The 26,103-nt window shown below is 62.9% G+C and carries 18 protein-coding genes; 12 read left to right on the forward strand and 6 right to left on the reverse strand.

What is annotated here, in order from left to right; genetic code table 11:
* The first annotated feature begins 165 nt into the window (after positions 1 to 165).
* Complete coding sequence (locus AWB72_RS19070; protein WP_040049669.1) at positions 166 to 1,530, forward strand: MFS transporter; 1,365 nt, start codon at positions 166 to 168, stop codon at positions 1,528 to 1,530.
* A 259-nt stretch (positions 1,531 to 1,789) separates the two neighbouring features.
* On the forward strand, positions 1,790 to 2,986 hold the full coding sequence (gene fdhA, locus AWB72_RS19075) for a formaldehyde dehydrogenase, glutathione-independent (RefSeq protein WP_040049670.1): 1,197 nt from the start codon (positions 1,790 to 1,792) through the stop codon (positions 2,984 to 2,986).
* Positions 2,987 to 3,041: 55 nt separating this feature from the next.
* On the opposite strand, the gene AWB72_RS19080 is transcribed toward fdhA, so the two are convergent.
* Positions 3,042 to 4,037: a GlxA family transcriptional regulator gene (locus tag AWB72_RS19080; protein ID WP_040049671.1), complete on the reverse strand. Its 996-nt coding sequence runs from the start codon at positions 4,035 to 4,037 to the stop codon at positions 3,042 to 3,044.
* 434 nt (positions 4,038 to 4,471) lie between these two features.
* Between AWB72_RS19080 and AWB72_RS19085 the strand changes: the two genes are divergently transcribed.
* From AWB72_RS19085 to AWB72_RS19130, 10 genes are all read left to right on the forward strand, one after another.
* The gene (locus AWB72_RS19085; protein WP_040049672.1) at positions 4,472 to 5,746 is read left to right on the forward strand and encodes a serine hydroxymethyltransferase; all 1,275 of its coding nucleotides are present in this window, start codon (positions 4,472 to 4,474) and stop codon (positions 5,744 to 5,746) included.
* Positions 5,747 to 5,766: 20 nt separating this feature from the next.
* Complete coding sequence (locus AWB72_RS19090; RefSeq protein ID WP_040049673.1) at positions 5,767 to 6,738, forward strand: dipeptidase; 972 nt, start codon at positions 5,767 to 5,769, stop codon at positions 6,736 to 6,738.
* A gap of 22 nt (positions 6,739 to 6,760) precedes the next feature.
* On the forward strand, positions 6,761 to 7,303 hold the full coding sequence (locus tag AWB72_RS19095; protein WP_040049674.1) for a DUF5943 domain-containing protein: 543 nt from the start codon (positions 6,761 to 6,763) through the stop codon (positions 7,301 to 7,303).
* Between the two features lie 62 nt (positions 7,304 to 7,365).
* The gene (locus AWB72_RS19100; RefSeq protein ID WP_040049675.1) at positions 7,366 to 9,429 is read left to right on the forward strand and encodes an NADH:flavin oxidoreductase; all 2,064 of its coding nucleotides are present in this window, start codon (positions 7,366 to 7,368) and stop codon (positions 9,427 to 9,429) included.
* Positions 9,430 to 9,444: 15 nt separating this feature from the next.
* Positions 9,445 to 11,358: a (Fe-S)-binding protein gene (locus tag AWB72_RS19105; RefSeq protein WP_087128439.1), complete on the forward strand. Its 1,914-nt coding sequence runs from the start codon at positions 9,445 to 9,447 to the stop codon at positions 11,356 to 11,358.
* Between the two features lie 3 nt (positions 11,359 to 11,361).
* On the forward strand, positions 11,362 to 12,522 hold the full coding sequence (locus AWB72_RS19110) for an electron transfer flavoprotein subunit alpha/FixB family protein (protein ID WP_040049677.1): 1,161 nt from the start codon (positions 11,362 to 11,364) through the stop codon (positions 12,520 to 12,522).
* Positions 12,519 to 13,277 carry a drug:proton antiporter gene (locus tag AWB72_RS19115; protein WP_040049678.1) on the forward strand — a complete coding sequence of 253 codons (759 nt, stop codon included), beginning with the start codon at positions 12,519 to 12,521 and terminating at the stop codon, positions 13,275 to 13,277. Before AWB72_RS19110 ends, AWB72_RS19115 begins: the two co-directional genes overlap by 4 nt.
* A 58-nt stretch (positions 13,278 to 13,335) precedes the next feature.
* Complete coding sequence (locus AWB72_RS19120) at positions 13,336 to 14,631, forward strand: aromatic ring-hydroxylating oxygenase subunit alpha (protein ID WP_040049708.1); 1,296 nt, start codon at positions 13,336 to 13,338, stop codon at positions 14,629 to 14,631.
* A 23-nt stretch (positions 14,632 to 14,654) separates the two neighbouring features.
* Positions 14,655 to 15,845: an FAD-binding oxidoreductase gene (locus AWB72_RS19125; RefSeq protein WP_084592780.1), complete on the forward strand. Its 1,191-nt coding sequence runs from the start codon at positions 14,655 to 14,657 to the stop codon at positions 15,843 to 15,845.
* Positions 15,846 to 15,955: 110 nt separating this feature from the next.
* The gene (locus tag AWB72_RS19130) at positions 15,956 to 16,810 is read left to right on the forward strand and encodes a glycine betaine ABC transporter substrate-binding protein (protein WP_040049680.1); all 855 of its coding nucleotides are present in this window, start codon (positions 15,956 to 15,958) and stop codon (positions 16,808 to 16,810) included.
* Between the two features lie 72 nt (positions 16,811 to 16,882).
* Here the strand turns inward: AWB72_RS19130 and purU are convergent, their stop codons facing one another.
* The 5 genes from purU to AWB72_RS19155 form a co-directional block, all read right to left on the reverse strand.
* Positions 16,883 to 17,758 carry a formyltetrahydrofolate deformylase gene (gene purU / locus AWB72_RS19135; protein WP_040049709.1) on the reverse strand — a complete coding sequence of 292 codons (876 nt, stop codon included), beginning with the start codon at positions 17,756 to 17,758 and terminating at the stop codon, positions 16,883 to 16,885.
* Between the two features lie 128 nt (positions 17,759 to 17,886).
* The gene (locus AWB72_RS19140) at positions 17,887 to 18,891 is read right to left on the reverse strand and encodes a glycosyltransferase family 2 protein (RefSeq protein ID WP_040049681.1); all 1,005 of its coding nucleotides are present in this window, start codon (positions 18,889 to 18,891) and stop codon (positions 17,887 to 17,889) included.
* Between the two features lie 283 nt (positions 18,892 to 19,174).
* Positions 19,175 to 22,243: an acetoacetate--CoA ligase gene (locus AWB72_RS19145; RefSeq protein ID WP_040049682.1), complete on the reverse strand. Its 3,069-nt coding sequence runs from the start codon at positions 22,241 to 22,243 to the stop codon at positions 19,175 to 19,177.
* Between the two features lie 732 nt (positions 22,244 to 22,975).
* Positions 22,976 to 25,270 carry a heavy metal translocating P-type ATPase gene (locus tag AWB72_RS19150; RefSeq protein WP_244285684.1) on the reverse strand — a complete coding sequence of 765 codons (2,295 nt, stop codon included), beginning with the start codon at positions 25,268 to 25,270 and terminating at the stop codon, positions 22,976 to 22,978.
* A 107-nt stretch (positions 25,271 to 25,377) separates the two neighbouring features.
* Positions 25,378 to 26,028 (reverse strand): FMN-binding negative transcriptional regulator, encoded by a 651-nt coding sequence (locus tag AWB72_RS19155; RefSeq protein WP_040049683.1) that lies wholly within the window; start codon positions 26,026 to 26,028, stop codon positions 25,378 to 25,380.
* Positions 26,029 to 26,103 lie beyond the last annotated feature (75 nt).

Below are 26,103 nucleotides of genomic sequence, written 5' to 3' on the forward strand. Positions count from 1 at the left end.
TCGACGCATTCGAAGGCGTGCCGGAGCCGTTTCCGGGTATCCCCGCGTTGCGGAGGCGTCCTTTGTTGCGTACTCTCACGCGAGTCGTAAGGTTCGCTATGTGAATCGCTGTTCGTATCGCGAACATTCGGCGAATATCTGGCCTCTCAACATAAAGGGAATGAAGTGAGCAGAAGTCCAAGCGTGAACGTTCAGACGTTCATCAACGAGCATCCGTTCTCGCCGTTTCAGTGGCTCATCTTCGGGATGTGCTTCGTCATTGTCCTGCTGGATGGCTTCGATACGGCTGCAATCGGCTTTATCGCGCCGTCGCTGGTGACGGAATGGCATATCAGCCGCCCCGCGCTCGCGCCGGTGCTGAGCGCGGCGCTCTTCGGCCTTGCTGCGGGTGCGCTGCTGTCGGGGCCGCTGTCGGATCGCCTGGGCCGTCGACTGATGCTGCTTTCATCGGTGATTCTCTTTGGCGTCGCGTGTTTTGCATCGGCCTATTCGGCGGATATCACGCAACTCACGACGCTGCGCTTCGTCACGGGCCTGGGCCTCGGCGCGGCGATGCCCAACGCCGTCACGATGATGAGTGAGTTTTGCCCCGATAATCGGCGCGCGACGCTCATCAATCTGATGTTCTGCGGCTTTCCGTTGGGCGCGGCGTTCGGCGGCTTTCTCGCGGCGTGGATGATTCCGCATTTCGGCTGGCGCAGCGTGCTGTTTCTGGGCGGCGTCGCGCCGCTCGTGCTGTCCGTGCTGCTGCTTCTTACGCTGCCGGAATCGGTGCGTTACATGGTGGCGAAGGCGAAGCCCGTCGAGAAGATTCGCGCGACGCTCGCACGCATTTCGCAAGACGCGCGCAACGCCGGTTCTTTCTTCATGACCGAAGCGGCGCCTGCGGTTCAAGGGCAGAGCGGCATGAGCGTGGTGCTCTCGCGTTCATACATCGTCGGCTCGATCATGCTGTGGCTCGCCTATTTCATGGGCCTCGTGATCTTCTATGCATCGATCAACTGGATGCCGATTCTGCTCAAGGAATCCGGACTCAATCCGCAACGCGCGACGCTCATCTCCGCATTGTTCCCGCTCGGCGGCGTGGGCGCGGTGTTGCTCGGCGTGCTGATGGACAAGTTCAACGCGAACCGCATCATCGCCGCATGTTATGCGTTGACGGCGGTGAGCGTGTACTGCATCGGTCAGGCCGCAGGCAACGTGGGTTTGCTCGTGCTGGTGGTGTTCCTCGCGGGCGTGTTGATGAACACGGCGCAATCGTCGATGCCCGCGCTCGCCGCCGCGTTTTATCCGACGCAAGGGCGTGGTACTGGCGTTGCGTGGATGCTCGGCATCGGGCGCTTTGGCGGTATTGCGGGGTCGTTTCTTGTTGCCGAGTTGACGCGGCTGCACTTCACGTTTGGCGGGATCTTCGCGGTGATCGCGGTGGCGGGATTGGTGTCGGCGGTGGCGTTGCTCATCAAGCAGGCGGCGCATCCGCAAGCTAAGACTGCAGCCGAGCTTAAGGCTACGGGGCCGGTGGGGCATTAAGGGCTTTCTTCTCTCTCTCGTTTCGATGAGGAGTCTCGCCTCGCGTGGCTTCGGCTGCGCGAGGCGATTTGGTTTTATGTACCGGTTCATGCAGTGCTTCCTCCACCCACTTACGACAACCCCTGTCGCTCCCAACCAACCCCACGTCGCATTCCCCCCAACGTGTGAAGTAAAACCGTCCTACTCTCCCCCAACGGCCGCGTGCATCGCGACGAGACGCACGCGCGCAGCCGCCCACGAATCCAAGGAGACGAATGAGATGAGCACGAACCGCGGCGTCGTATATCTAGGCCAGGGCAAAGTCGAAGTCCAGTCCATCGACTATCCGAGAATGGTCGATCCCCGCGGCCGCGACATCGGCCACGGCGTCATTTTGAAAGTCGTCAGCACGAACATCTGCGGCTCGGACCAGCATATGGTTCGCGGCCGCACCACCGCGCCCATCGGCCTCGTGCTCGGGCACGAAATCACCGGCGAAGTCATCGAAATTGGACGCGACGTGGAGACGCTATCCATCGGCGATCTCGTCTCCGTGCCGTTCAACGTCGCATGCGGCCGCTGTCCCACATGCAAGGCGCAGCACACCGGCGTGTGCCTCAACGTGAACCCGTCGCGCGCGGGCGGCGCGTATGGTTATGTGGACATGGGCGGATGGATCGGCGGACAGGCCGAGTACGTGATGGTCCCGTACGCCGACTTCAACCTGCTCAAGTTCCCCGACAAGGCGCAGGCGATGTCCAAGATCCGCGACCTCACCTGTCTCTCCGATATTCTTCCGACCGGCTATCACGGCGCGGTCATGGCGGGCGTGAAGCCGGGCGCGACCGTCTATATCGCGGGCGCGGGGCCGGTCGGCATGGCGGCGGCTGCATCGGCGCGTCTGTTGGGCGCGGCCTGCACCATCGTCGGCGACATGAACGAAGAGCGCCTCGCGCATGCGCGCAAGATGGGCTTCGAGACCATCGATCTCTCGAAAGACGCGACGCTCGGCGAGCAGATCGAGCAGATTCTCGGCAAGCCCGAAGTGGATTGCGCCGTGGATTGCGTCGGTTTCGAAGCGCACGGACACGGAAGCGAGCACAACGCCGAAGCGCCCGCGACCGTGCTCAACTCACTGATGGAAATCACGAAGGCAGCAGGCGCGATCGGCATTCCAGGCCTCTATGTCACCGACGACCCCGGCGCCGCCGATGCCGCCGCGAGAAAGGGCAGCCTGAGCATCCGCTTCGGGCTCGGCTGGGCCAAGTCGCATTCGTTCCATACGGGACAAACGCCGGTGATGAAATACAACCGCAATCTGATGCAGGCGATTTTGTGGGACCGTTTGCCGATAGCGGATATCGTGAATGTATCGGTGGTCACGCTCGACGAAGCGCCGGAAGGTTATCGCAAGTTCGATGGTGGCGCGCCGCGCAAGTTCGTCATCGATCCGCATGGGTTGCTCAAAGCGGCTTAGTAAAGAACAAAGCGCCTCTAGAAAGAGGCGCTTGCTTTTCATGCGCTGAGAGAATTCAAGCGACCATGACCGGCACGGCACTCAAAGGCGGCACCTGCTTTCTGCGCTCGCGCGTGGGCGCGGTGCCGAACGCATCGCGATAACTCTTCGAAAAGTGACATGCGGACTGAAAGCCGCACGCCATCGTGATGTGCATGATCGACATGTCCGTCTGCAGCAGCAATTCGCGCGCGCGTCTCAGGCGCAGCGTCAGATAGTAATGCGTCGGCGTCATGCCGAGATGCTCGCGAAAAAGACGCTGCAATTGCCGTTGCGACATGCCCGCCAGCCGCGCGAGTTCTTCGCGCGAAAGCGGTTCCTCGATGTTGTTCTCCATCAGCGAGATCACTTCGAACAAGGACTTGTTCGCCGATCCGAGCCGCGCCACGAGCGGCATGCGTTGTTGCGCGCTGGTGTCCCGCACGTGTTCGACGATGAACTGTTCCGCGATCTGCGTGACTCGCGCCGTGCCGACACGCGCGGCGATCAGATTGAGCATCATGTCGAGCGGCGCGACTCCGCCCGTACACGTCACGCGATCGCGATCGATCACGAATAACTCTTTGAGAAAACGCGTGTCGGGAAACTCTTCCTTGAGCGCCGACATGTTCTCCCAGTGAATGGCGCACGCATAGCCCGCAAGCAATCCGGCGCGCGCAAGCGCATACGTTCCCGTACAAAGACTGCCGAGCACGCTGCCCGTGCGCGCGAAGCGACGCAATGCGGAGAGATGTTCGGGCGTAGTCGAATGCTGCACGTCGATGCCGCCCACCACGAACACGATATCCGGCTGGCCCACGCATTCCACCGGTCCCGTATCGACGGAAAGCCCATTGCTTGCCGCAACGGGTCCGCCCGTGGGACTGACGATAGACCATCGATAGAGCGGCTGCCCCGTCAGGTAATTCGCCATGCGCAGGACTTCCACTGCGTTGGTGAACGCGATCATCGTGAAGTTCGGCAGCGGCATAAAGGCGAAGTGCGACAGCGACGCCGTGCGATCGGGAGACATGTGGGAATTGATTCCTTGGAATCTATAGTTCGACGCCGAGACTTGCGGCGTGGTGTCACTCCAGCATTTTGTTTTCAAGTGCAACTTGCATGCCATCAGGCTAAACCCTGAATATTCAAGCCGCGCTTATCAATGTCTTCAAAGCACGCACTATTGCGGCGCGAACACGCGTGCTAAAAGCACTGACTCAGCGCACGAGCGTGCCGCCATAGTGCAGTGCATCCTTAAGGAGAAGCGTCCTACACCCAAAGCGATTCGGCCACTTGTCGAAAACAGACGCGCATGTCGGAAAAGGCCAAGAACACGTCTGAATTCGTAAATTGACCGGCAAGGCGAACGTCAAGAATAGACGCAAGCGATGAAGGCTCACGCGGCGCAAGGCACGCAACCCAGGCTTCATCCAATGATCGTTCTTACCTGACCACGGACCTGCCATGTCGAACTCGAATCCCTTCTTTGAAGCGCCGCTCGCCGCGCGCGATGCCTCCGTACGCGGCGCCATCCTTCGGGAACTGGAACGCCAGCAATCGCAGATCGAATTGATCGCGTCGGAAAACATCGTGTCGCGCGCCGTGCTCGAAGCGCAAGGCTCGGTGCTCACGAACAAGTATGCGGAAGGGTATCCGGGCAAGCGCTATTACGGCGGCTGTGAGTTCGTCGATGAAGTCGAGTCGCTTGCCATCGATCGCATCAAGCAACTCTTCAACGCGAAGTTCGCCAACGTGCAGCCGCATTCCGGCGCGCAGGCCAACGGCGCCGTGATGCTCGCGCTCGCGAAGCCGGGCGATACCGTGCTCGGTATGTCGCTCGACGCGGGCGGTCACCTCACACACGGCGCGAAGCCGGCGCTGTCGGGCAAGTGGTTCAACGCGGTTCAATATGGCGTGAATCGCGACACCATGCTGATCGACTACGAGCAGATCGAGGAGCTGGCTGAGCAGCACAAGCCGTCGCTGATCATCGCGGGTTTCTCGGCTTACCCGCGCAAGCTGGACTTCAAGCGGCTGCGCGCAATCGCCGATCGCGCCGGTGCGAAGCTCATGGTCGACATGGCGCATATCGCGGGCATCATCGCGGCGGGGCGTCATGACAATCCGGTCGATCACGCGCATGTCGTCACGTCGACCACGCACAAGACGCTGCGCGGCCCGCGCGGCGGCTTCATCCTGACCAACGACGAAGACATCGCGAAGAAGATCAATTCCGCCGTGTTTCCGGGGCTGCAAGGCGGTCCGCTGATGCATGTGATCGCGGGCAAGGCCGTTGCGTTCGGCGAAGCGTTGCAGCCCGAGTTCAAGACGTATATCGACAACGTGCTCGCGAATGCACAGGCGTTGGGCGAAGTGCTGAAGGCGGGCGGCGTCGATCTCGTCACGGGCGGCACGGACAACCATCTCTTGCTCGTCGATCTGCGTCCCAAGGGTCTCAAGGGCAATCAGGTTGAACAGGCCCTCGAGCGCGCAGGCATCACGTGCAACAAGAACGGCATTCCGTTCGATACCGAGAAGCCCACGGTCACGTCGGGCATTCGCCTGGGCACGCCCGCGGGAACCACGCGCGGCTTCGGCGTGGAAGAGTTCCGCGAAACCGGACGCCTGATTCTCGAAGTCTTCGATTCGTTGCGCGAGCATCCCGAAGGCGATCCGCAAACCGAACAACGCGTGCGCCGCGAGATCTTCGCGCTGTGCGAGCGCTTCCCCATCTACTGAGCACACGGAGCAAACAAGCGATGAGCACTTTGCACGACTCCAGCATCATCATCGACGGACTCAACATCTCGAAGTTCGAGCGCTCCGTGTTCGAAGACATGCGCAAGGGTGGCGTCACTGCCGTCAATTGCACGGTCTCGGTGTGGGAAGACTTTCAGAAGACCGTCGACAACATCGCGGAAATGAAGCAGCAGATCCGCGAATACAGTGAGATTCTCACGCTCGTGCGCACGACCGACGACATTCTCCGCGCGAAGAAAGAGAACAAGACCGGCATCATCTTCGGCTTCCAGAATTCGTATGCGTTCGAGGACAACCTGGGCTATATCGAAGTGTTCAAGGAGCTGGGCGTGAACGTCGTTCAGCTCTGCTACAACACGCAGAACCTCGTCGGCACCGGCTGTTATGAAGCCGATGGCGGTCTCTCCGGCTATGGCCGCGAAGTGATTCAGGAAATGAATCGCGTGGGCATTCTGGTGGATCTCTCGCATGTGGGCGCGAAGACGTCGTCGGATGCCATCGCGTGTTCCAAGAAGCCTGTTACTTACTCGCATTGCTGTCCGTCGGGCTTGAAAGAGCATCCGCGCAACAAGACCGATGAACAGCTGAGAGAGATTGTCGATGCGAACGGCTTCGTCGGCGTGACGATGTTCGCGCCGTTCCTGAAGAAAGGCCCGGACGCGACGGTCGACGATTATCTCGAAGCAATCGAATACGTGATCGATGTGGTCGGCGAAGACAAGGTCGGCATCGGCACGGACTTCACGCAAGGCTATAGCACCGAGTTCTTCGACTGGATCACGCACGACAAGGGCCGTTATCGTCAATTGACGAACTTCGGCAAGGTGGTGAATCCCGAAGGCATTCGCACCATCGGCGAGTTTCCGAATCTCACTGCCGCGATGCAGCGCGCAGGCTGGAGTGAATCGCGCATCAAGAAGGTGATGGGCGAGAACTGGCTGCGCGTATTCGGCGAAGTGTGGAACGTCTGACCATAAGAACGAGGAACCCGCGATGCAACCGCAACTGCCTATCGACGTCGATGCACAAACCGGCGTCTGGACCACCGACGCGCTGCCGATGCTCTACGTGCCGCGCCATTTCTTCACGAACAATCACGTCGCCGTCGAAGAAGCGCTCGGACGCGAGACGTATGCCGAGATTCTCTATAAAGCCGGCTACAAGTCCGCTTATCACTGGTGCGAGAAGGAAGCGGCGAAGCACGGCATCGTCGGCATGGCCGTGTTCGAGCACTACCTGAAGCGTCTTTCGCAGCGTGGCTGGGGTCTCTTCGATATCGTCGAATCCGATCCGCAAAGCTCGATGGCGCGTATCCACTTGCGTCATTCGTCGTTCGTGCTCGCGCAGCCCGGCAAGCAGGGCAAGCTCTGCTACATGTTCGCGGGATGGTTCGCAGGCGCGATGGACTGGGTCAACGACACCGCGCCCGATAGCGCGAAGAAAGGCCCGCGCTCGCGTTCCATCGAAACGCAGTGCGCCGCCGAAGGCCACGACCATTGCGTGTTCGAAGTGTCGCCGCTGCACGTCCACGCATAGCACGGATAGCACGCATCGCGCATAGAAAGCATCGAGGCATATTCAATCTTAGGTGGACCGCCATGCGTTACCCGAACCTTTTCAAGCCGCTCACGCTGAACAAGTTGACCTTGCGTAACCGCATCGTCAGCACTGCGCATGCGGAGGTTTATGCCGAACCGGGCGGCCTGCCCGGCGATCGCTATATCCGCTATTACGAGGAAAAAGCGAAGGGCGGCGTGGGACTGGCCGTGTGCGGCGGATCGAGCCCGGTATCGATCGATAGCCCGCAAGGCTGGTGGAAGTCGGTGAACCTGTCGACCGACAAGATCATCGATCCGCTGTCTCGGCTCGCCGAAGCCATGCATCGTCATGGCGCGAAGATCATGATTCAGGCGACGCACATGGGCCGCCGCTCGGCATGGCATGGCGAGAACTGGCCGCATCTGATGACGCCGTCGGGCGTGCGCGAGCCGGTGCATCGCGGCAACGCGAAGATCATCGAAGTGGAAGAGATTCGCCGCATCATCGAAGACTTCGCGGCCGCCGCGAAGCGCGTGAAGGACGCGGGCATGGACGGTGTCGAGATATCGGCGGCGCACCAGCATCTCATCGATCAGTTCTGGAGTCCGCGCACGAACTTCCGTACCGACGAATGGGGCGGCTCGCTCGAAAACCGCCTGCGTTTCGGCGTGGAAGTGCTGAAGGCCGTGCGCGAAACGGTCGGCGCGGACTTCTGCGTGGGCCTGCGCATGTGCGGCGACGAGTTCCATGAAGACGGCCTCGATCACGAGCAACTGAAAGAGATCGCGCAGGCGATGGCCGAAACGGGTCTCATCGATTACATCGGCGTGATCGGTTCGGGCGCGGATACGCACAACACGCTTGCCAACTGCATGCCGCCGATGGCGCTGCCGCCCGAGCCGTTCGTGCATCTCGCGGCCGGCATCAAGTCGGTCGTGAAGCTGCCGATCATGCATGCGCAAAGTATTCGCGATGCAGGCCAGGCCGAGCGTCTGCTTGCGAACGGCATGGTCGATCTCGTCGGCATGACGCGCGCGCAGATTGCGGACCCGCATATGGTCATCAAGATTCGCGATGGCCGCGAAGACGAGATCAAGCAGTGCGTGGGCGCGAACTATTGCATCGATCGTCAATACAACGGTCTCGATGTGCTGTGCGTGCAGAACGCGGCGACATCGCGTGAAGCGATCATGCCGCATGTCATCGAAAAGACGCGTGGCCCGAAGCGCAAGGTCGTGGTCGTGGGCGCGGGTCCCGCAGGACTCGAAGCAGCACGTGTTGCGCGCTCGCGCGGGCATGATGTCGTGCTCTTCGAAAAGAACGATTACGTCGGCGGGCAAATCATGCTTGCTGCAAAGGCGCCGCAGCGCGAGCAGATGGCGGGCATCGTGCGCTGGTTCGACATGGAAACGAAGCGGCTCGGCGTGGACCGGCGTCTCGGCGTGGCTGCCGACGACAAGGCGATCATGGCCGAGAAGCCGGACATCGTCGTGCTCGCGACGGGCGGCTCATCGTTCACGGATCAGGTGCCGGCGTGGGGCGTGGAGCAAGGTCTCGCCGTGAGTGCGTGGGACATTCTCTCGGGCAAGGTCGAGCCCGGCAAGAACGTGCTCGTCTATGACGGCGTGAGCACGCATGCCGGCGCGGGCGTCGCGGACTTCATCTCGTCGCGTGGGTCGAATGTCGAGATCGTCACGCCCGATGTGAAAGTGGCCGATGACGTCGGCGGCACCACGTTCCCCATCTTCTATCGACGCCTCTATGCGCAAGGCGTCATCCATACGCCGAACTACTGGCTCGACAAGGTGTACGAGGAAAACGGCAAGAAGATCGCCGTGCTGCGCAACGAGTACACGGAAGAGCAGGAGGAACGCGCGGTGGATCAGGTGGTGATCGAGAACGGCTCCACGCCGAACGACGCGCTCTACTGGAAGCTCAAGCCGGAGTCGCTCAATCGCGGGCAAGTGGATGTGCAGAAGCTCTTCGCATCGGAAGCGCAACCGTGTCTTTCGGAAGAGCTTGGCAACGGACGATTCCTCCTGTTCCGCGTCGGCGACTGCATCTCGATGCACAACATCCACGGCGCGATCTACGACGCGCTGCGTCTTTGCAAGGACTTTTGACGAGGGCATTGCGCGATGAACCCCGTGTTTGTCATCACCGTCTTGTTGTGGGCTTCGGTAGCGGGCCTCGCCTTCGCGATCATGCGGCGCGCCGCTTACTGGCGCGAAGGACGCGCCACCGTTGCAGGCGCTTATGGATGGGCCAATCTTTTCACCATCCCCAAGCGCTATTTCGTGGACTTGCATCATGTCGTGGCGCGCGATCCGTATATCGCAAGGACGCACGTCGCGACAGCGGGCGGCGCGATTCTCGCGATGGCGCTCGTGTTTCTCAACTATGGCCTCGCGATTTATTCGCCGTGGCTCGACAAGCTGATCTTCGTCGCGGCGCTGATCATGCTGACCGGCGCGTTCTTCGTGTACCGGCGCAGGCATGGTGCGAAGGAAGTGCCCGCGCGTCTGTCGCACGGACCGTGGGACAGCCTGCCTCTGTTGCTCGGCTCGTTCGCGCTCGGACTCGCGTTGTTCATGCTGCTGCCTGCATCGTGGATGTCGGGTGCGCTTGCGATCATCGTCGCATTGCTGATCGGCGCGGGCGCTTACACGATGACCTTCGGCGCGGCACGGGGCGGCCCGATGAAGCACGCGATGGCGGGTCTCCTGCATCTCGCGTTTCATCCGCGCCAGGAACGGTTCAAGGCGAAGCACGAGGAAGACGTGGTGCCGCCCACGGCATTGAAGAAGCCCGTGCTCGATGCGAAGGAATACGGCGTCGGCAAGCCCGTTGAATTTCGCTGGAATCAGTTGTTGAGCTTCGATGCATGCGTGCAATGCGGCAAGTGCGAAGCCGCGTGTCCCGCGTTCGCATCCGGTCAGCCGTTGAATCCGAAGAAGCTGATTCAGGACCTCGTGACCGGCATGGTCGGCGGCACGGATGCGGCTTATGCGGGCAGTCCCACGCCGGGCATTCCCATCGGCAAGCATGCGGGCGCGCCGGGCAAGCCGCTGATTTCGAGCATGATCGAAGCCGATACCATCTGGTCCTGCACCACGTGCCGCGCTTGCGTGCAGGAGTGCCCGATGTTGATCGAGCATGTGGATGCCATCGTCGATATGCGCCGCAACCAGACGCTCGTGGAAGGCGACGTGCCGGGCAAGGGCCCGATCACGCTTGCGAATCTGCGTGAGACGGGCAGCGCGAACGGCTATGACATCGGTGCGCGCTACGACTGGTCCGTGGACTTGCAGGTGCAGGTCGCGCAGCCGGGGCGTGCTGTCGATGTCTTGCTGATAGCGGGCGAAGGCGCGTTCGACATGCGCTATCAACGCACGCTGCGTGCGTTCGCGAAGGTGCTGAACAAGGCGGGCGTCGATTACGCGGTGCTCGGCGGCGTGGAAACCGATACGGGCGATACGGCCCGCCGCCTGGGCGATGAAGCCACGTTCCAGCAGTGCGCCACGAAGCTGATGGATACGCTTTCGCGCTACACGTTCAGGCGCATCGTCACGACGGACCCGCACGTGCTGCATAGTCTGCGCAATGAATATCGCGCGCTCGGCGGCTTCTACGAAGTGCAGCATCACACGGCGTTCATGGCCGAGCTCGTCGCGGGCGGCAAGCTCACGCCCAGAGCGGCTGCGGTGCTCGCGGACAAGAAGATCACGTATCACGATCCCTGCTATCTCGGCCGCTATAACGGCGAAACCGAGGCGCCGCGCAAGCTCCTGAAGACCATCGGCATCAAGGTCGTCGAGATGGAACGTCATGGCATGCGTGCGCGTTGTTGCGGCGGTGGCGGCGGTGCGCCGTTGACCGATATCCCTGGCAAGCAGCGCATTCCCGATATCCGTATCGCGGATGCGAAGTCGGTGGGCGCGGATGTGGTCGCAGTCGGTTGCCCGCAATGCACCGCGATGCTCGAAGGCGTGGTCGGTCCTCGCCCCGAAGTGCTCGACGTGGCGGAGCTGGTCGCCGCAGCGCTGGAGTAACGCATGAACACGATCAAACGAATCGATCCGCGCAGGCCTTTTATCGTCACGGCAGAAGGGCTCAAGCGCATCACGCTCGGTGAAATCGGCGACGGCGGTGACGTTCAGGCGTTCGCGCATGGCGGCCACAAGAGCGACGTGAAGCCGCGTCGCACGACGAAGCCCGCGCGCCGCTCGATGCTCGTCGCGGCGCATACGGATCGCGGCGCGCTCGACGATCACGCGCGTCAGGCGCTCGCGGCCGCCGCGTTGCTCGCGGATGACGAGACAGAAGTGGTGCTGATCGCGTTCGGCGCGTTCAGCGACGATGCGGCATCGCTCGGTGCGGATCGCTATATCGCACTCGATGCGTTCGATCGCCGCCGCTATGCGCCCGATGAAGAACTGCGCGCACTGGCTGCATGCGTGGCGGCATTCGCGCCCGCGCATGTCTTCATGCCCGACAACGCAACCGGCGATGGCGATCTCGGCCGCCGTTACGCCGCGCAAGCGGACGCGAGCATCGCAACGAATATCGTCGAGATCGATGCATCGCATGTTGCATCGTATGCGCACGCGGGCCGCGCGTTTGCCACGCGCGCATTGGCCGATGTGATGCTGCTCGCGCCGAACGCCGTCGATGCAAAGCTGCCCTTCGTCGGCGCAGGCGAGCGCGTGGCGAGCGAGGGCATCGTGCCCGCCTCGACTGAAAGCGCGTATGTCGATCTCGGCATCGAAGAGATGGACGCGGCGCAAGTGGCGCTGGAAGAAGCCGACTTCATCATTTCCGCGGGCAACGGCGTGTCCGACATCCCTGCATTCGAAGCGCTTGCGAGCACGTTGGGCGCGGCGATCGGTGCGAGCCGCGTGGCGGTGGACGACGGCAAGTTCACGCGCGACAAGCAGATCGGCGCAACGGGCAAGACCGTGGAAGCGAGCGTCTATATCGCGTTCGGCATCTCGGGGGCTGTGCAGCACTTGCAGGGCATCAAGGATTGCCGGCATGTGATCGCCGTGAACCTCGATGCGAGCGCGCCCATCGCGAAGCGCGCGAATCTCACCATCGTCGCGGATACGCAAGAGACCATCAAGGCGTTGACCGATGCCGCCGCCGCTGCGCGGGCCGCGCGTGCGAGCGGTGCGTCGATCGTCGAAACATCGCTTGCGGAAGGAGCGTTCGCATGAAGATAGCCGTACTCGTTTCCGTGGGGCGTCATCCGGTCAGCGGCACGGCGCGCTATAGCCGCAACGATGCAGCGGCGCTCGCCATCGCGCTGGATATCGCAAAAGCACATCATGTGCAACTCGATGTGCTGCATGCAGGCGATCCCGCGAATCCCGCGCTCGCCGAATATCTCGCACTCGGCGCGCCGCGTGTGGAAGTGCTGAATACATCGGGCGATGCCTGCGCCGCGCTCGCACAACGTCTCGCGGGCTACGACCTCGTTCTGACCGGCACGCGTGCCGAAGGCGCATTCGATAGCGGCACGCTGCCTTACAAGCTCGCGCATGCGTTGAACGTGGCGCTCGTCGGCTCGGCCGTGGATGTGAACGTGACGAGCGAAGGCGTGGAAGTGCGCCAGTTCATGCCGAAGGGTCTGCGACGGCGCGTGCGTGCGCCGTTGCCCGCGCTCGTCGCCGTGCATCCGCTTGCGAATGCCGCGCCGCGCTATGCGTATGCGCGCATGAAAGAAGGCCGCGTGGCGCCTGTCGCGGCCACCGCGCCGGTGGACGAGGAGCCGTGCGCATGGACGCTCGGCGCCGTCACTGCGAGGCCCAAGCGCCTGGCCGCGCCCGAGAAGCGTTCGGGCCACTCGCGCATGCTGTCCGCGACGACGACGGAAAGCCGCGGCGGCAGCGTCGTAATTGAAGGGAGTTCCGTCGAAAAAGCACAAGTGATTCTGGCGTATTTGCGCGAGCATCAACTCGTCGATTACTGATTTCGACGCACAAGCAGGCGAGCAGACACACGGGCCAAAAGCGATGCAGGAGCACACGATGAAAGTTTCGGCAGACGTTCGCGCAATGATCGAACGCCGCAAGAAGGGCTATACGCTCGAAGCGCCGTTCTACACGAGCGAGGAGATTCACGCGCTCGATATGAAGGCCATCTTCGGGCAGCACTGGATTCAGGTCGCGGTCGAGCCGGACCTGCCCGAGCCCGGCGATTACACGACGGTCGAGATCGGCGATGACTCGATCCTGATCGTGCGCGACGACGACATGCAGGTGCGCGCGTTCCATAACGTCTGCCGTCATCGCGGCGCGCGCCTGTGCAATGAAGAGAAGGGTTCGCTCGGCAATATCGTGTGCCCGTATCACAGCTGGACGTATAGCCTGAACGGCGATCTCATGTTCGCCGAGCACATGGGCGACCAGTTCGACCGCTGCAAGCACAGCCTGAAGAAAGTACACGTGCAGAATCTCGCGGGCCTCATCTTCATCTGTCTCGCCGATGAACCGCCCGCCGATTTCTCCGTCATGCGCGAAGCAATGGAGCCTTATCTGCTGCCGCACGGTCTCAAGGATTGCAAGATCGCGGCGAGCATCGACATTGTCGAAGAAGGCAATTGGAAGCTCACGATGGAGAACAATCGCGAGTGCTATCACTGCGTCGCGAATCATCCCGAGCTGACCATTTCGCTCTATGAATACGGCTTCGGCTATCAACGCTCGCCCGCCAACGAAGAAGGCATGGCCGCATTCGAGCGCACCGTGATCGAGCGCTCGAAGCAATGGGAAGCGATGAATCTGCCGTCCGCTGAAATCGAACGCCTGGCCGATCTCGTCACCGGCTTTCGCACGCAACGGCTGCCGCTCGATCGCGACGGCGAATCGCAGACGCTGGATGCGAAGGTCGCATCGAAGAAGCTGTTGGGCGGCTTCGAGCGCGCGGACCTCGGCGGACTGTCGTTCTGGACGCAGCCGAATTCGTGGCATCACTTCATGAGCGATCACATCGTCACGTTCAGCGTGATTCCGCTTTCCGCGGGCAAAACGCTCGTTCGCACGAAATGGCTCGTGCATAAGGATGCGCAGGAAGGCGTGGATTACGACGTCGATAATCTCACGGCCGTGTGGCGCGCGACGAACGATCAGGACCGCACGCTCGTCGAATATTCGCAACTCGGCGCATCCAGCAGCGCATACGAGCCGGGTCCGTACTCGCCGTTCACGGAAGGCCTCGTCGAGAAGTTCTGCGAGTGGTACATCGCGCGTCTTCACGACTATGCGGACGCACCCGACGAGAAGCTCGCATCGCATGGCGAGAAAGTCGTTTCCTTCATGCGCTAAGCGCGTTAGAGAGGCACAACATGATGCGCGATCAGGCGACGTTCGAGCCGGCAGCCAGCCGCGTGACCCAGCCGAAGTTCTGGGGCGCGCTGCCCGCGCGCTGGAACAGCGATACCGACGACGAGCTCGTCTGCTGTCATGTGCGGCAGGAAACGCATGACGTGAAGAGCTTTTTCTTCAGAGCGCCCGATGAACGCGCGTTCGTTTTCGAGCCGGGACAGTTCATCACGCTGGAACTGGAAATCGACGGCGAGCCGATCAATCGCTGCTACACGATCTCGTCGGCGCCCACGCGCCCGCATACCATTTCCATTACCGTGAAGCGCGTGCCGGGCGGGAAGGTATCGAACTGGCTGCATGACAACGTGGTGGCGGGATCGCGTGTGCGCGTGCTCGGGCCATCGGGCGAGTTCACGTGTGCGCGGCATCCGGCGCGCAAGTATCTGTTTCTGTCGGCGGGATCGGGCATCACGCCGCTCATGTCGATGAGCCGCGCGCATCACGAACTCGGCGACGATGCGGACATCGTGTTCCTGCACAGCGCACGCACGCCGGACGACATCATCTTCGCGCGCGAGCTGGATCTCATTGCGTCGAATCATGCGAACTTCCGGACCGCGTTCGTGTGCGAGCGCGTGGGCGCGCGCACGAATTGGCCTGGAATCACGGGGTTTTTGAGCTTGCCGCTATTGAAGCTCATTGCGCCGGACTATCTCGACCGCGAGATTTTCACGTGCGGTCCCGCACCTTATATGAAGGCCGTGCGCGATCTGCTCGATGAAGGCGGCTTCGATCGCAAGCACTATCACGAAGAGAGTTTCTCGTTCGAAACGATTGCCGAAGTGGCGTCGCAACTCACGACCGCGCATGTCGCCGATGCGCTCGCCACCGATGGCGAACTCGTCGAAGGCAACGGCTTTGCGTCCGCGCCGATCGACACCGCGATCGACACGACGTACAAGGTCACGTTCGCGAAGAGCCGGCGCGAGATCGAGTGCGGCAGCGGCGAACACGTGCTGGACGCCGCGAAGAAAGCGGGCGTGCGCTTGCCGTCGTCCTGCACGCAAGGCATGTGCGGTACGTGCAAGGTGAAGCTCGTATCGGGCGAAGTGGCGATGAAGCATGCGGGCGGCATTCGTCAGCGTGAAATCGATCAGGGCATGGTGCTGCTGTGTTGCAGCAAGCCGTTGAGCGATCTCGTCGTCGAAAAGTAAGCGAGGCAGCACGTCGTTTCTTGACAACTGCATGTCGCAAAAGCGCGTTACTGGGCAATTCTGGCTGGCGATTCTGACTGCACGGCGTGGGGCCGCAAAGGGGAAACCATATGAAAGCGATGAGAAGACTGTTCGTGCTGGGCGCGATGAGTGCGGCCCTGGCTGCGAGCATGGGGGCAAGCGCCGATACGAAGCCGACCATCAAGATCGGCTACGTGGAAGGCTGGGACGATAGCGTGGCGACGTCGAACGTGGCGGCGCGCATCATCGAAAAGCGGCTGGGTTATCAGGTGCAGCTCGTGCCCGTCGCAGCGGGCGTGATGTGGCAAGGCGTGGCGCGCGGCGATCTGGACGCGACGCTCTCCGCATGGCTGCCGGTGACGCACGGCGCATACTGGAACAACTTCAAGTCGAAGGTCGTGAATCTCGGGCCGAATTTCAACGACGCGAAGATCGGCCTGATCGTGCCGGATAACGTCGATGTATCGAGCCTCGCCGATCTCGAAGCGAAGAAGGCGGAGTTCGATTCGCGCATCGTCGGCATCGATGCGGGCGCGGGCGTGATGCAAAAGACGAGCGAAGCGATCAAGGCGTACAACCTCGATTACAAGCTGCTGCCGAGTTCGGGCAGCGCGATGACGGCGGAACTGGCGCGCTCGGAAGCGGCCAACAAGCCGATCATCGTGACGGGCTGGAAGCCGCACTGGATGTTCGCGAAGTACAAGCTGAAATTCCTCGACGATCCGAAGAAGGTGTTCGGGGAAGCGGAGCATGTCGATAACGTCGTGAATCCGGAACTGGAAAAGAAGGCGCCGCCGGTGGTCGCGTTCCTCAAGAAATTCCAGTGGAAGCCGGGTGAGATCGATAGCGTGATGCTCGCCACGCAGAATGGCGAGAAGCCGGCTGCCGCGGCCGATGCATGGATCAGCGCGCATGGGGACCGGGTGGATAGCTGGGTGAAGTAAGTTGGTTCGAAACTCACTGAATAGCGCCGCTTTCGAGCGGCGCTATTTGTTTTTGATGCGGCTTTTAAAGGTTTAACGCAGCACCACCGTCCTTTCCCCATTGATAAACACACGCCGCTCGACGAACGCCTTCACCGCGCGCGCCAGCGTGATGCATTCGACATCGCGTCCCGTGGCCAGCAAGCGATCCGGGCTATACGAATGATCGACGCGTTCCACTTCCTGTTCGATGATCGGGCCTTCATCGAGGTCATCGGTCACGAAATGCGCGGTCGCACCGATGAGCTTCACGCCGCGCGTATGCGCCTGATGATACGGCTTCGCGCCCTTGAAGCCCGGCAGAAACGAGTGATGGATATTGATCGCGCGGCCCGCCAGCTTGCGGCTCGTCTCGCCGGAAAGAATCTGCATGTAGCGCGCGAGAATCATCAGTTCCGCGCCGGACGTGTCGAATAGATCGAGCAGACGCGCTTCCTGCTGCGGCTTGGTATCGGCGGTAATGGGCAGATGATGAAAGCGCAGGCCATGCTGTTCCGCGAGCGGCGCAAGGTCCCTATGATTCGAAGCGATACCGACGATATCCATCTTCAGCTCGCCCATGCGCCAGCGGAACAGCAGGTCGGCGAGACAGTGCTCCAGCTTCGACACCATGATGAGCACCTTCGGACGCACGGCGAGATCGTGTATGGCCCAGGTCATCGAAAAGCGTTCGGCGATGGGTCCGAATTCGCGTTGCAGCATGGCGAGATCGAGCGTTTCATCGCGCTTCGCTGCATGGAAGACGCAGCGCACGAAGAAGCGTTCGCTGAAGTCGTCGTCGAATACGGTGAGTTCGTCGATATAGCCATGATGCCGCTCCAGAAAGCCGACGATGGCGGCCACCTGTCCCGCCGCGCTCGGACACGCGACGGTAAGCACCAGTTGATTGAGGCGTGATTCGGCTGACATGCGCGGCTCCATTGCAGATGATCGTCGCCGCAGATCGGCGAGCGTGCCGCTAGTAGAGCAAACGCGCCGGGCGCGGGGATAGAAGAGATGCGCCGTCGCGATGGAACGGAAGCGCCAGCGCGGGGCACTCAGACGACGAGCTGGTCGAGCGCGTCGCGCGTCGCAGGCGCCACGAAGTGACGGATGGTCCGAATCTGCGTTTCATCGATGAGCTTGTTGTCCTGATAGATGCCGAGCATCTTGCGCATGCGATCGAGAATGATCGCGTGAACGACCGATACGTCTTGCCCGTAATCGACAGCGCGGGCGGTGACGAGGCGGTCGATCGAGCTCACGATGGCGAGCACTTCGTCGGTCCAGCCCGGGTAGACCTGAAGAAACGGAATGACGATGCGTTCGATGTCGCCCGCATCGAGACCGGGATACCAGAGGGCCAGAAGCCGCCGGCGCGCCGTCTGCAGCCACGGCCCCGCGATGTCCGTCTGGCTGTTGGTGAAGCTGCCGCGATGTGAGCGGTGTTCAGTGAGAACCTCGTCGATGTTGGCGAGCTCGCCGCCCGCGGCCATGACCGCGGCGAGATAGCCGATGTCTTCGGCGCTCCGTGCGGTTTCATCGAACCGGATGTCGTGTGCCCGAACGAACGAGCGCCGCACCATGAGCGTGCCGCCGCTTATTGTGTTGACGCCGTCGAGCAGGCGAGCCTTGATATTCGCGTCGCCCTGCGCGCAATAGGCGACGCCGTCAGGCACGTCGCCGAACACGCTCGCATGCGATCCCGCCGCCGCGAGGCGATCAGAATTTCGGAAAGCCGCGACCTGAGCGGCAAGCCGGTGTGGTACCGCGCGGTCGTCGGAGTCCACGCGGGCGATGAATTCGCCCCGTGCCGCGTCGAAGCCCGCGTTCGACGCGGCGCTGATGCCCTCGTTGCGGTCGAAGCGGATGAGGCGGATGCGCGGATCGTCGCCGGCTGCCTGCCGGGCGGCGGACAGCGTCTGATCGGTCGAGCCGTCATCCACGACGATGAGCTGCCAGTCTTCGAGCGTCTGACGCTGAATCGAGGCGATTGCTTCACCGATGAACGGTTCGGCATTGAAGGCGGGAATGACGACGGTGACCAGGGGCGATGATGACAAGGCGGTCTTGGGCGTTAAGGGTTCGAACTGAACCGACAACCAGGCGAACGGGAGGACTCGACGCAGGAATTGGCCGGGCCGTTTCCGGCCGGCCGGAGCCGGCTTTTTTACAGATGCGGAAGTATGCGCAAGCGTCAGGTATGCGCCTATCGGGCTTGTCTTAATTCGAACAAGTTCGATCGACCCGCACGCGTCTTTGCAGTATCGCAATGAAACCGGGTAAGGAAGGAAGCGCGTCCGATCCTCGAAAGGTGGCCGGACCGGACGCGTGCACAGGCGGAGGCTAGATACTCGATAACACCTGCGTGAGCGCGAGCGCGACCGTTGCGAGCTGCGGTTCCACGACGAGATCGGTGTGCCGCCCTTCCACCTGCATGATGCGCAAGCCGTGCTTCGCGACGCGCCGCCACACCGGCAGCGGATCGCCGCGATCGTCCTGCTGGATCGACGCGCGCACATAGACGATCGGTCCGCCGAGGTAACGACGCGGCTTGTAGGTCGTCATCGCGACGCGCATGGATTCGCGCACGAGCATCAACGGCTTCGGCAGGCCGCGCGCTTCGGGACCGGGACGCTGCGCCGTCTGGCCGAAGCGCATGCGCACGCGGTCGGTCATCGCCAGCGCCTTGCCGCGCACGTAGTCGACGCGCTCACGCCCGCCGAGCGCACGAAACTCGCGCATGCGGTATGCGAACATGCTGGCCTGATAGCGCGTCCACGCGGTGAGCGGCAGACAGCGCTCGTGCACGTAGGTGTCGAGCAGGCAGAGCATTTCGATCTTCTCGCCCGCTTTCACGAGCTGCTGCGCGATCTCGAATGCAACCAGCCCGCCGAACGAATAGCCGACGAGCGCATACGGCCCGCTCGGCTGCACGCCGCGCATGCGCAGGACGTACGCGCGCGCCATGTCCTCGACGCTGCGCTGCGGCACTTCATCGCCGTCGAGACCTTGCGCCTGCAGGCCGTAGACCGGGCGCTCGCTCTGCAGCGTGCCCGCGAGCGTGAGGCATTCCATCACCGAGCCGGTAATGCTGTGCACCATGAAGAGCGGCCGCCCGCGTCCCGCGCGCATCTGCACGAGGGACGAGCTTTCCGCGCTCATGCTCGGATCGGCGGCGATGACGGCCGCGAGCCGCGCGATGGTCGGCGCGACGATCAGCGTTGCAATCGGCAGCGTGCGATTCGTCGTGCGCTTGATGTCGGCCAGCATGCGCGCCGCGAGCAGCGAATGGCCGCCGAGTTCGAAGAAGTTGTCGTCGCGGCCGATCGGCGAGAAGCTGAAATACTGTTCCCACAGCGCGCATAGATACGCCTCGATGCTGTCCGCCGACTCGCCGGGCGCGGGCAATTCGGTCGCCGCGCGCGAGAGCAGCGGATGGTCGCGGATGCCTTCGAGACAGTCCGGATTCGCAAGCGACGACACGTTGCGCGCGGGCAGGCCGTTGACGGCATCGCGGGCCGCGGCCTCGGACGGCTTGCCGTTGTGCGTGAGCGGCAGCCCCGCCACCTGCACGATGACATCGGGCACGAGCGCCGCCGATCCGTTGCGCGTCAACTCGCGCCGGATGCGGATGGCGAGCGTCGCGTTCAGTTGCGCGCCGTCGCGCAGCACGAGCAGCAGCACGATGCGCTGGCCGCCATCGCCCGCGCGCGAACCGGTCTGCGGCACGGCCATCGCCTGACGGATCTCGGGGATTTCGCTCAAAATCCGATAAATCTCGCCCGGACTCACGTTGATGCCGCGCACGTTGAGCACGCCGTCGCTGCGGCCATGCAGACGCGCGCCGCCATCCGGCGAGAATTCGATCACATCGCCATGCGTCCAGACGCCCGCGTTTTCCGCGAAGTACGCCTTGTGGAAGCGCGAGCCGTCGTTGTCACCGAAGAAACCGAGCGGGCGCGACGGAAACGGATTCGTGCAGACCAGCTCGCCGGGCATGTTCGTCGGCGCGCCATGATCGAACGCCTGCACGTCGAGCCCGAGCGTCTTGCATTGCGCCTCGCCCGCATGAACGGGCAGGTTCGGATTGCCGAGCACGAAGCAGCCGATGATGTCCGTGCCGCCCGAAATCGACTGCAACTGCAGCGGCTTCACGTGCCGATGCACCCACTGGAATTGCGTGTCGTAGAGCACGGCGCCGGTAGACATCATCGCGCGCAGGGCGGACAGGTCGTAGAGCACGCCGGGTTCGAGACCGGCATCTTCGTTCATCTTCAAGTAGGCGGGGCTGGTGCCGAACACCGTCACGCGCTCGTTCGCGACGATGCGCCATAACGTGTCCACCGCCGCCACCGGGCCGTCATACGTGACGATCTGCACGCCCGACGCGAGCGCGGACAACTGCCAGTTCCACATCATCCACGAGCAGCTCGTGAAGAAGAACAGCTTGTCGTCCGGGCCGAAATCGCTGTGCAGCCGATGTTCCTTCACGTGCTCGATGAGCGTCCCGCCCGCGCCGTGCACGATGCACTTGGGCTTGCCCGTCGTGCCCGACGAAAACATGATGAAGAGCGGATGGTTGAACGGAAAGCGCCGCCAGGTGAAGCGCGCCGGGTCGCCGAGCGCGATCAGTTCGCGGACCTCGTGCTGGCGCGTCGTGACCGTGCTCGGCAGCGGCGTTTCGTCGAGACAGACGATGTCCGTGAGCGTCGGCAGGGCGGCCGCCACCGCGGCGACGTGCGCACTGAGCGCGCCCGCGGTATCGAACGAACGCTGCATGGTGTGCGCGAACAGCATGCGCGGCGCGAGCGGCGCGAAGCGATCGAGGATGGCCTGCACGCCGTTCTCGGGCGCGGCGGTGGACAGCGTCGCGCCGAGCGCGGTGACGGCGAGCGCGGTGGTGATCGCTTCGGCGTCGTTGCGCATGATCGCGACCACGCGGTCGCCGGGTTTCAGCCCGAGTTCGCGCAACGACTGCGCGAGCCGGATCACGCGCTCGCGCAATTCGCCGCGCGTATAGGCGACTCGGGCGCCATCGGCGTAACAGGCGACGAGCGCGGCGGCGTCATCGGGCGCGATGCCCGGCGCGAGCAGATTCTCGGCGTAGTTCAGTTCGACGTTGGGAAAAAAGCGCGCGGTTTCGATTTCATCGCCGACGCATACGGGTTCGGCCATACCGGACCATTCGAGCCCTTCAGCCGATTCCAGAAAACATTGCCAGAAGAGCCGGTATTTCCGGGCGGAGTAATCGTGAAATGCGGAATAATCGTCGAAGCGCTCTCCTGTCAGCTTCCCGAAGCTGTCGATAAAGCGTGTCATGCGTGAGCGCGATATGCGCTCAGGCGTCGGCTCGTAAAGGGACTGGCGCAAATAGAACTGCGCACTCTCTCGAATGGCGTTTTGACGTTCCATCTCTCGAAGCACCTGTAATTGCACGGCGTTATAAATTTGTAATGTGCTCGGCAATTCGCTCCGGAAATCTCTCATTTCCCGGTGGTGCGCGTGATTGCCGGAGGCAGGTTCACTTCCTCGTCCTTGAGAGTACCGCGAGCTAAAGCGACGCAATGTGCGAGCAACCACAAAAGTGTGCGGCGTTTCAGGAAAGAACGCCCTTGCATTTTTGCAAGAAATTATGCTTTAGCGCTTTTTGTACGGAAAGAACTACCCCATTCGGTGCGGAGCGCATACAAATGGTGCCTTGCAGAAGGAAGTATTCCGGCTGAATGGGGACGATTTCTGCGGAAAGTAATTGCTTACACAAAAAAATATGAGGAAATAGATCCGTGCTATCCATTCCGCAGATGTATTTCGGGGCCGTAACAATGGGATGCGGATTCGCCGCGAAATTAGCTTTTCACCATTAATCGAGACGCGGTACTTGTTTGAAGAACATGCAGCACTATTTATCGCGATACGGTAAAACCCGCATTTTTGGTCAAAATCGCCATCTGGGCGACATAATGAGACGCGCCCGTCCATATCCACGCACGCGTAATCGCGCAAGACGCAAAGCCCATCTATCTTTAATTTGAAAGCGCATGCAAGCGGGCTACCGCTGCATACCGATTCGCGCGACGCGGCGATTCCGCTTTCTTTCGGCCACAACATCGCCGCGCATTCAAAGATCGCGGCAAAAGACTCGCGTCACGCGGGCCGCGTGACCGGCGTGGACCGGCGCGCTTCCCCGGCGTCCGCGCCCGCCGACGATCCGGCCCGGGCGCGCCACGTTCTGAGCAGCAGCGCGTTGGTCACCACGCTCACGCTGGAGAACGCCATCGCGGCGCCCGCGAACATCGGATCGAGCATGCCGAACGCGGCGAGCGGGATGCCGATCAGGTTATAGACGAACGCCCAGAACAGGTTCTGCCTGATCTTGCGATACGTGCGCCGCGAAATGTCGATGGCGTCGGCCACGAGCGCGGGGTCGCCACGCATCAGCGTGAGGCCGGCCGCTTCGATCGCCACGTCGGCGCCGCCCGCCATCGCAATGCCGATATCGGCGGCGGCGAGCGCGGGCGCGTCGTTGATGCCGTCGCCGGCCATCGCCACCACGCCGGTGCTGGCCGCCTTCAATTGCGCGACGACGGCCGCCTTGTCGCCGGGCAGCGTCTCTGCGAAAACCGCGTCCGGCGCGATTCCGAGCGCGCGCGCGACGGCTTTCGCGCTGCCCGCGTTGTCGCCGGTGACGAGCGCGCTTTTCACGCCCATTCCCGCCAGGCGGTCGATGGCGGCGCGGGCGGTCGGCTTGACCGTGTCGCCGAACGCAAGCAGCGCGACGGCGGCGGAGCGTTCGATATCGATCAGCCATGAAACCGTGTTGCCCTGACCTTCGAGTTCGCTGGCACGCGCGGCAAGCCGTGGCGGCACGTCCGCCTGCAGTTCGGCGAGCCACCGGCTGCTGCCGATCGCGATACGTCGCGTGGTTTCTTCAACCGATGCGCCGGCGGCGCGCACCGTCGCTTCCACGCCGCGTCCGGCGACCGCGCGCGCATCGGCGGCTTCGTAGCGCGGCGCGTGCTCTTGCATTTCGGCAGCCGTTGCCACCGCCTTCGCCAGCGGATGCTCGCTCATGCGCTGCACCGCCGCCGCCAACGCGAGCGCGTCGCCGCGATCCTGCCCCGGCGCGGCATCGAATGCGACGAGGCTCGGATGCCCGACCGTCAGCGTGCCGGTTTTATCGAACGCGACGACGGTGATCGCATGCGCTTGTTCCAGCGCCTGCGCGTCCTTGATCAGAATGCCCTGGCGCGCGGCCACGCCCGTGCCCGCCATGATGGCGGTCGGCGTCGCGAGGCCGAGCGCGCACGGGCACGCGATCACGAGCACCGCGACCGCGTTCAGTAGCGCCGTTTCCACGCTCGCGCCGTGCAGCAGCCAGCCGCCGAGTGTCACGAGCGCGATGCCGAGGATCGCCGGCACGAACACCGCCGACACGCGATCGACGAGCCGCTGGATCGGCGCTTTCTCCGCCTGCGCCGATTCGACGAGGCGGATGATCCGCGCGAGCGTCGTTTCCGCGCCGATGGCGGTCGTCTCGATCGCGATCACGCCTTCGCCGTTGATCGAGCCGCCCGTCGCGCGCGCGCCCGGCTCCTTCGCGACCGGCAGGCTTTCGCCGGTGATGAGCGATTCGTCGACGTGCGTGCGGCCTTCGCGCACGATGCCGTCCACTGGCACGCGCTCGCCCGGCCGCACGATGGCGATATCGCCTATGCGCACGTCCGCGAGCGGAATCTCGCGTTCGCGCGACGGATCTGCGGCATCGCGCACGCGCGCCTTGTCCGGACGAAGCGCGTTGAGCGCGCGGATGGCGTCGGTCGTCTGGCGCTTGGCGCGCGCCTCCAGCCATTTCCCGAAGCGCACGAGCGTGATGACCACCGCCGCCGCCTCGAAGTACAGATGCACGTGCGCGCCGCCGTGCGCGAACATCTGATAGACCGACAACCCCCACGCCGCCGACGTCCCCAGCGCGACGAGCAGATCCATGTTGCCCGCGAACGCCCGCACCGCGCGATACGCGCTCACGTAGAAGCGCGCGCCGAAGCCGAACTGCACGACGCTCGCGAGCGCCAGTTGCAGCCACGGCGAGAGCGCGCCGCCGAACATGGGCGCGAGCAGCGGCAGCGTCAGTAACGCGCTGCCGACGACAGCCGCGAGTTCGCCGTCCCACCGGCGCGCGGGCGTCGCAGCGGGCGGCGCTTCCGGCACGATCAGCGCCGCTTCATAACCCGCTTTGGTGATGGCGGCGACGAGCTGATCGTCGGTGACGGCGCTGGCCGCGTGAACGGTCGCGCGCTCGGTGGCGAGATTGACCGCGACGGAATCGACGCCCGGCACGCGCTTGAGCATCTTTTCGACGCGCGCGACGCAGGACGCGCACGTCATGCCGCTGACGGCAAATTCCGCGGTGCGTTCCGAAGTGGATGTATTCGACGACATGATGAAAAACGCTCCTGATCTGGCTGAACGGACGCCACGGTCCGTCGTGCAATATCACCAGTATCGACCTTCCAACGTTTGGAAGGTCAAGGAGCGATCGAGCGTTTTCAAGTGCGCGATGAACCGTCGAGCGTGGCGAGCATTGCGTCGGCGAGTGCGCCGGCTGCGTCGCCGCCGCGCCGGCGCAGGCCGTCGATTGCGCCGATGCGGTCGGCATCCGCCTTGTTCTGCGAGAGCTTGGCCTTGCCGACGAGCCGCGTCACCTCGATCTCGATACCGACGATCGCGGACAACATCTGGTCGATGAAATCGCGCGGCGCGTCGCCCATCTTCCACGGCGCGGGCTCGCCGGCTTCCATCTTGCGCGTGAGCCGCGCGACGACGCCGCGCACATAGGCTTCGTCGTCCCGAACCGTGATGCGGCCATGCGCGTGAACCACGGCGTAATTCCACGTCGGCACCTGCCGATGCGTCTCCTGCTTGCTCGGATAAAAGTTCGGCGAAATGTAGCCGTCATCGCCCTGGAAGATCACGAGCACGTCTTCGCGCGGCGCGACTTCCCGCCAGACCGGATTCGCCCGCGCCACGTGCGCGCGCAGCGTGCCGTGCTCGCTGGCGGCGGCATCGAACTCGAACGGAATGTGGTTCGCGTCGAGACCGTTCGGCCCGTGCGTGACCAGCGCGCCGAACGGGTTGGCGGCGATCAGCGCGTGCAGAACGTCGGTGCGGTTTTCTTCGAAATGGGCGGGCAAATACATCCTGGCGACTCGTCGAGGGTAAAGAAAACAGGAAAACGACACGAAACTCCGATACTACGCGATGCCGGCGCACGC

Origin of the sequence: Caballeronia concitans (assembly GCF_001544615.1) — a bacterium.
In the GTDB taxonomy this organism is placed as follows: Bacteria; Pseudomonadota; Gammaproteobacteria; order Burkholderiales; family Burkholderiaceae; genus Caballeronia; species Caballeronia concitans.

Coding starts and splice junctions, on each gene's coding strand:
- fdhA (WP_040049670.1), top strand. CDS start 1,790: ATGAGCACGAACCGCGGCGTCGTATATCTAGGCCAGGGCAAAGTCGAA.
- AWB72_RS19080 (WP_040049671.1), bottom strand. CDS start 4,037: ATGTCTCCCGATCGCACGGCGTCGCTGTCGCACTTCGCCTTTATGCCG.
- AWB72_RS19085 (WP_040049672.1), top strand. CDS start 4,472: ATGTCGAACTCGAATCCCTTCTTTGAAGCGCCGCTCGCCGCGCGCGAT.
- AWB72_RS19090 (WP_040049673.1), top strand. CDS start 5,767: ATGAGCACTTTGCACGACTCCAGCATCATCATCGACGGACTCAACATC.
- AWB72_RS19095 (WP_040049674.1), top strand. CDS start 6,761: ATGCAACCGCAACTGCCTATCGACGTCGATGCACAAACCGGCGTCTGG.
- AWB72_RS19100 (WP_040049675.1), top strand. CDS start 7,366: ATGCGTTACCCGAACCTTTTCAAGCCGCTCACGCTGAACAAGTTGACC.
- AWB72_RS19105 (WP_087128439.1), top strand. CDS start 9,445: ATGAACCCCGTGTTTGTCATCACCGTCTTGTTGTGGGCTTCGGTAGCG.
- AWB72_RS19110 (WP_040049677.1), top strand. CDS start 11,362: ATGAACACGATCAAACGAATCGATCCGCGCAGGCCTTTTATCGTCACG.
- AWB72_RS19115 (WP_040049678.1), top strand. CDS start 12,519: ATGAAGATAGCCGTACTCGTTTCCGTGGGGCGTCATCCGGTCAGCGGC.
- AWB72_RS19120 (WP_040049708.1), top strand. CDS start 13,336: ATGAAAGTTTCGGCAGACGTTCGCGCAATGATCGAACGCCGCAAGAAG.
- AWB72_RS19125 (WP_084592780.1), top strand. CDS start 14,655: ATGCGCGATCAGGCGACGTTCGAGCCGGCAGCCAGCCGCGTGACCCAG.
- AWB72_RS19130 (WP_040049680.1), top strand. CDS start 15,956: ATGAAAGCGATGAGAAGACTGTTCGTGCTGGGCGCGATGAGTGCGGCC.
- purU (WP_040049709.1), bottom strand. CDS start 17,758: ATGTCAGCCGAATCACGCCTCAATCAACTGGTGCTTACCGTCGCGTGT.
- AWB72_RS19145 (WP_040049682.1), bottom strand. CDS start 22,243: ATGGAACGTCAAAACGCCATTCGAGAGAGTGCGCAGTTCTATTTGCGC.
- AWB72_RS19150 (WP_244285684.1), bottom strand. CDS start 25,270: ATGTCGTCGAATACATCCACTTCGGAACGCACCGCGGAATTTGCCGTC.
- AWB72_RS19155 (WP_040049683.1), bottom strand. CDS start 26,028: ATGTATTTGCCCGCCCATTTCGAAGAAAACCGCACCGACGTTCTGCAC.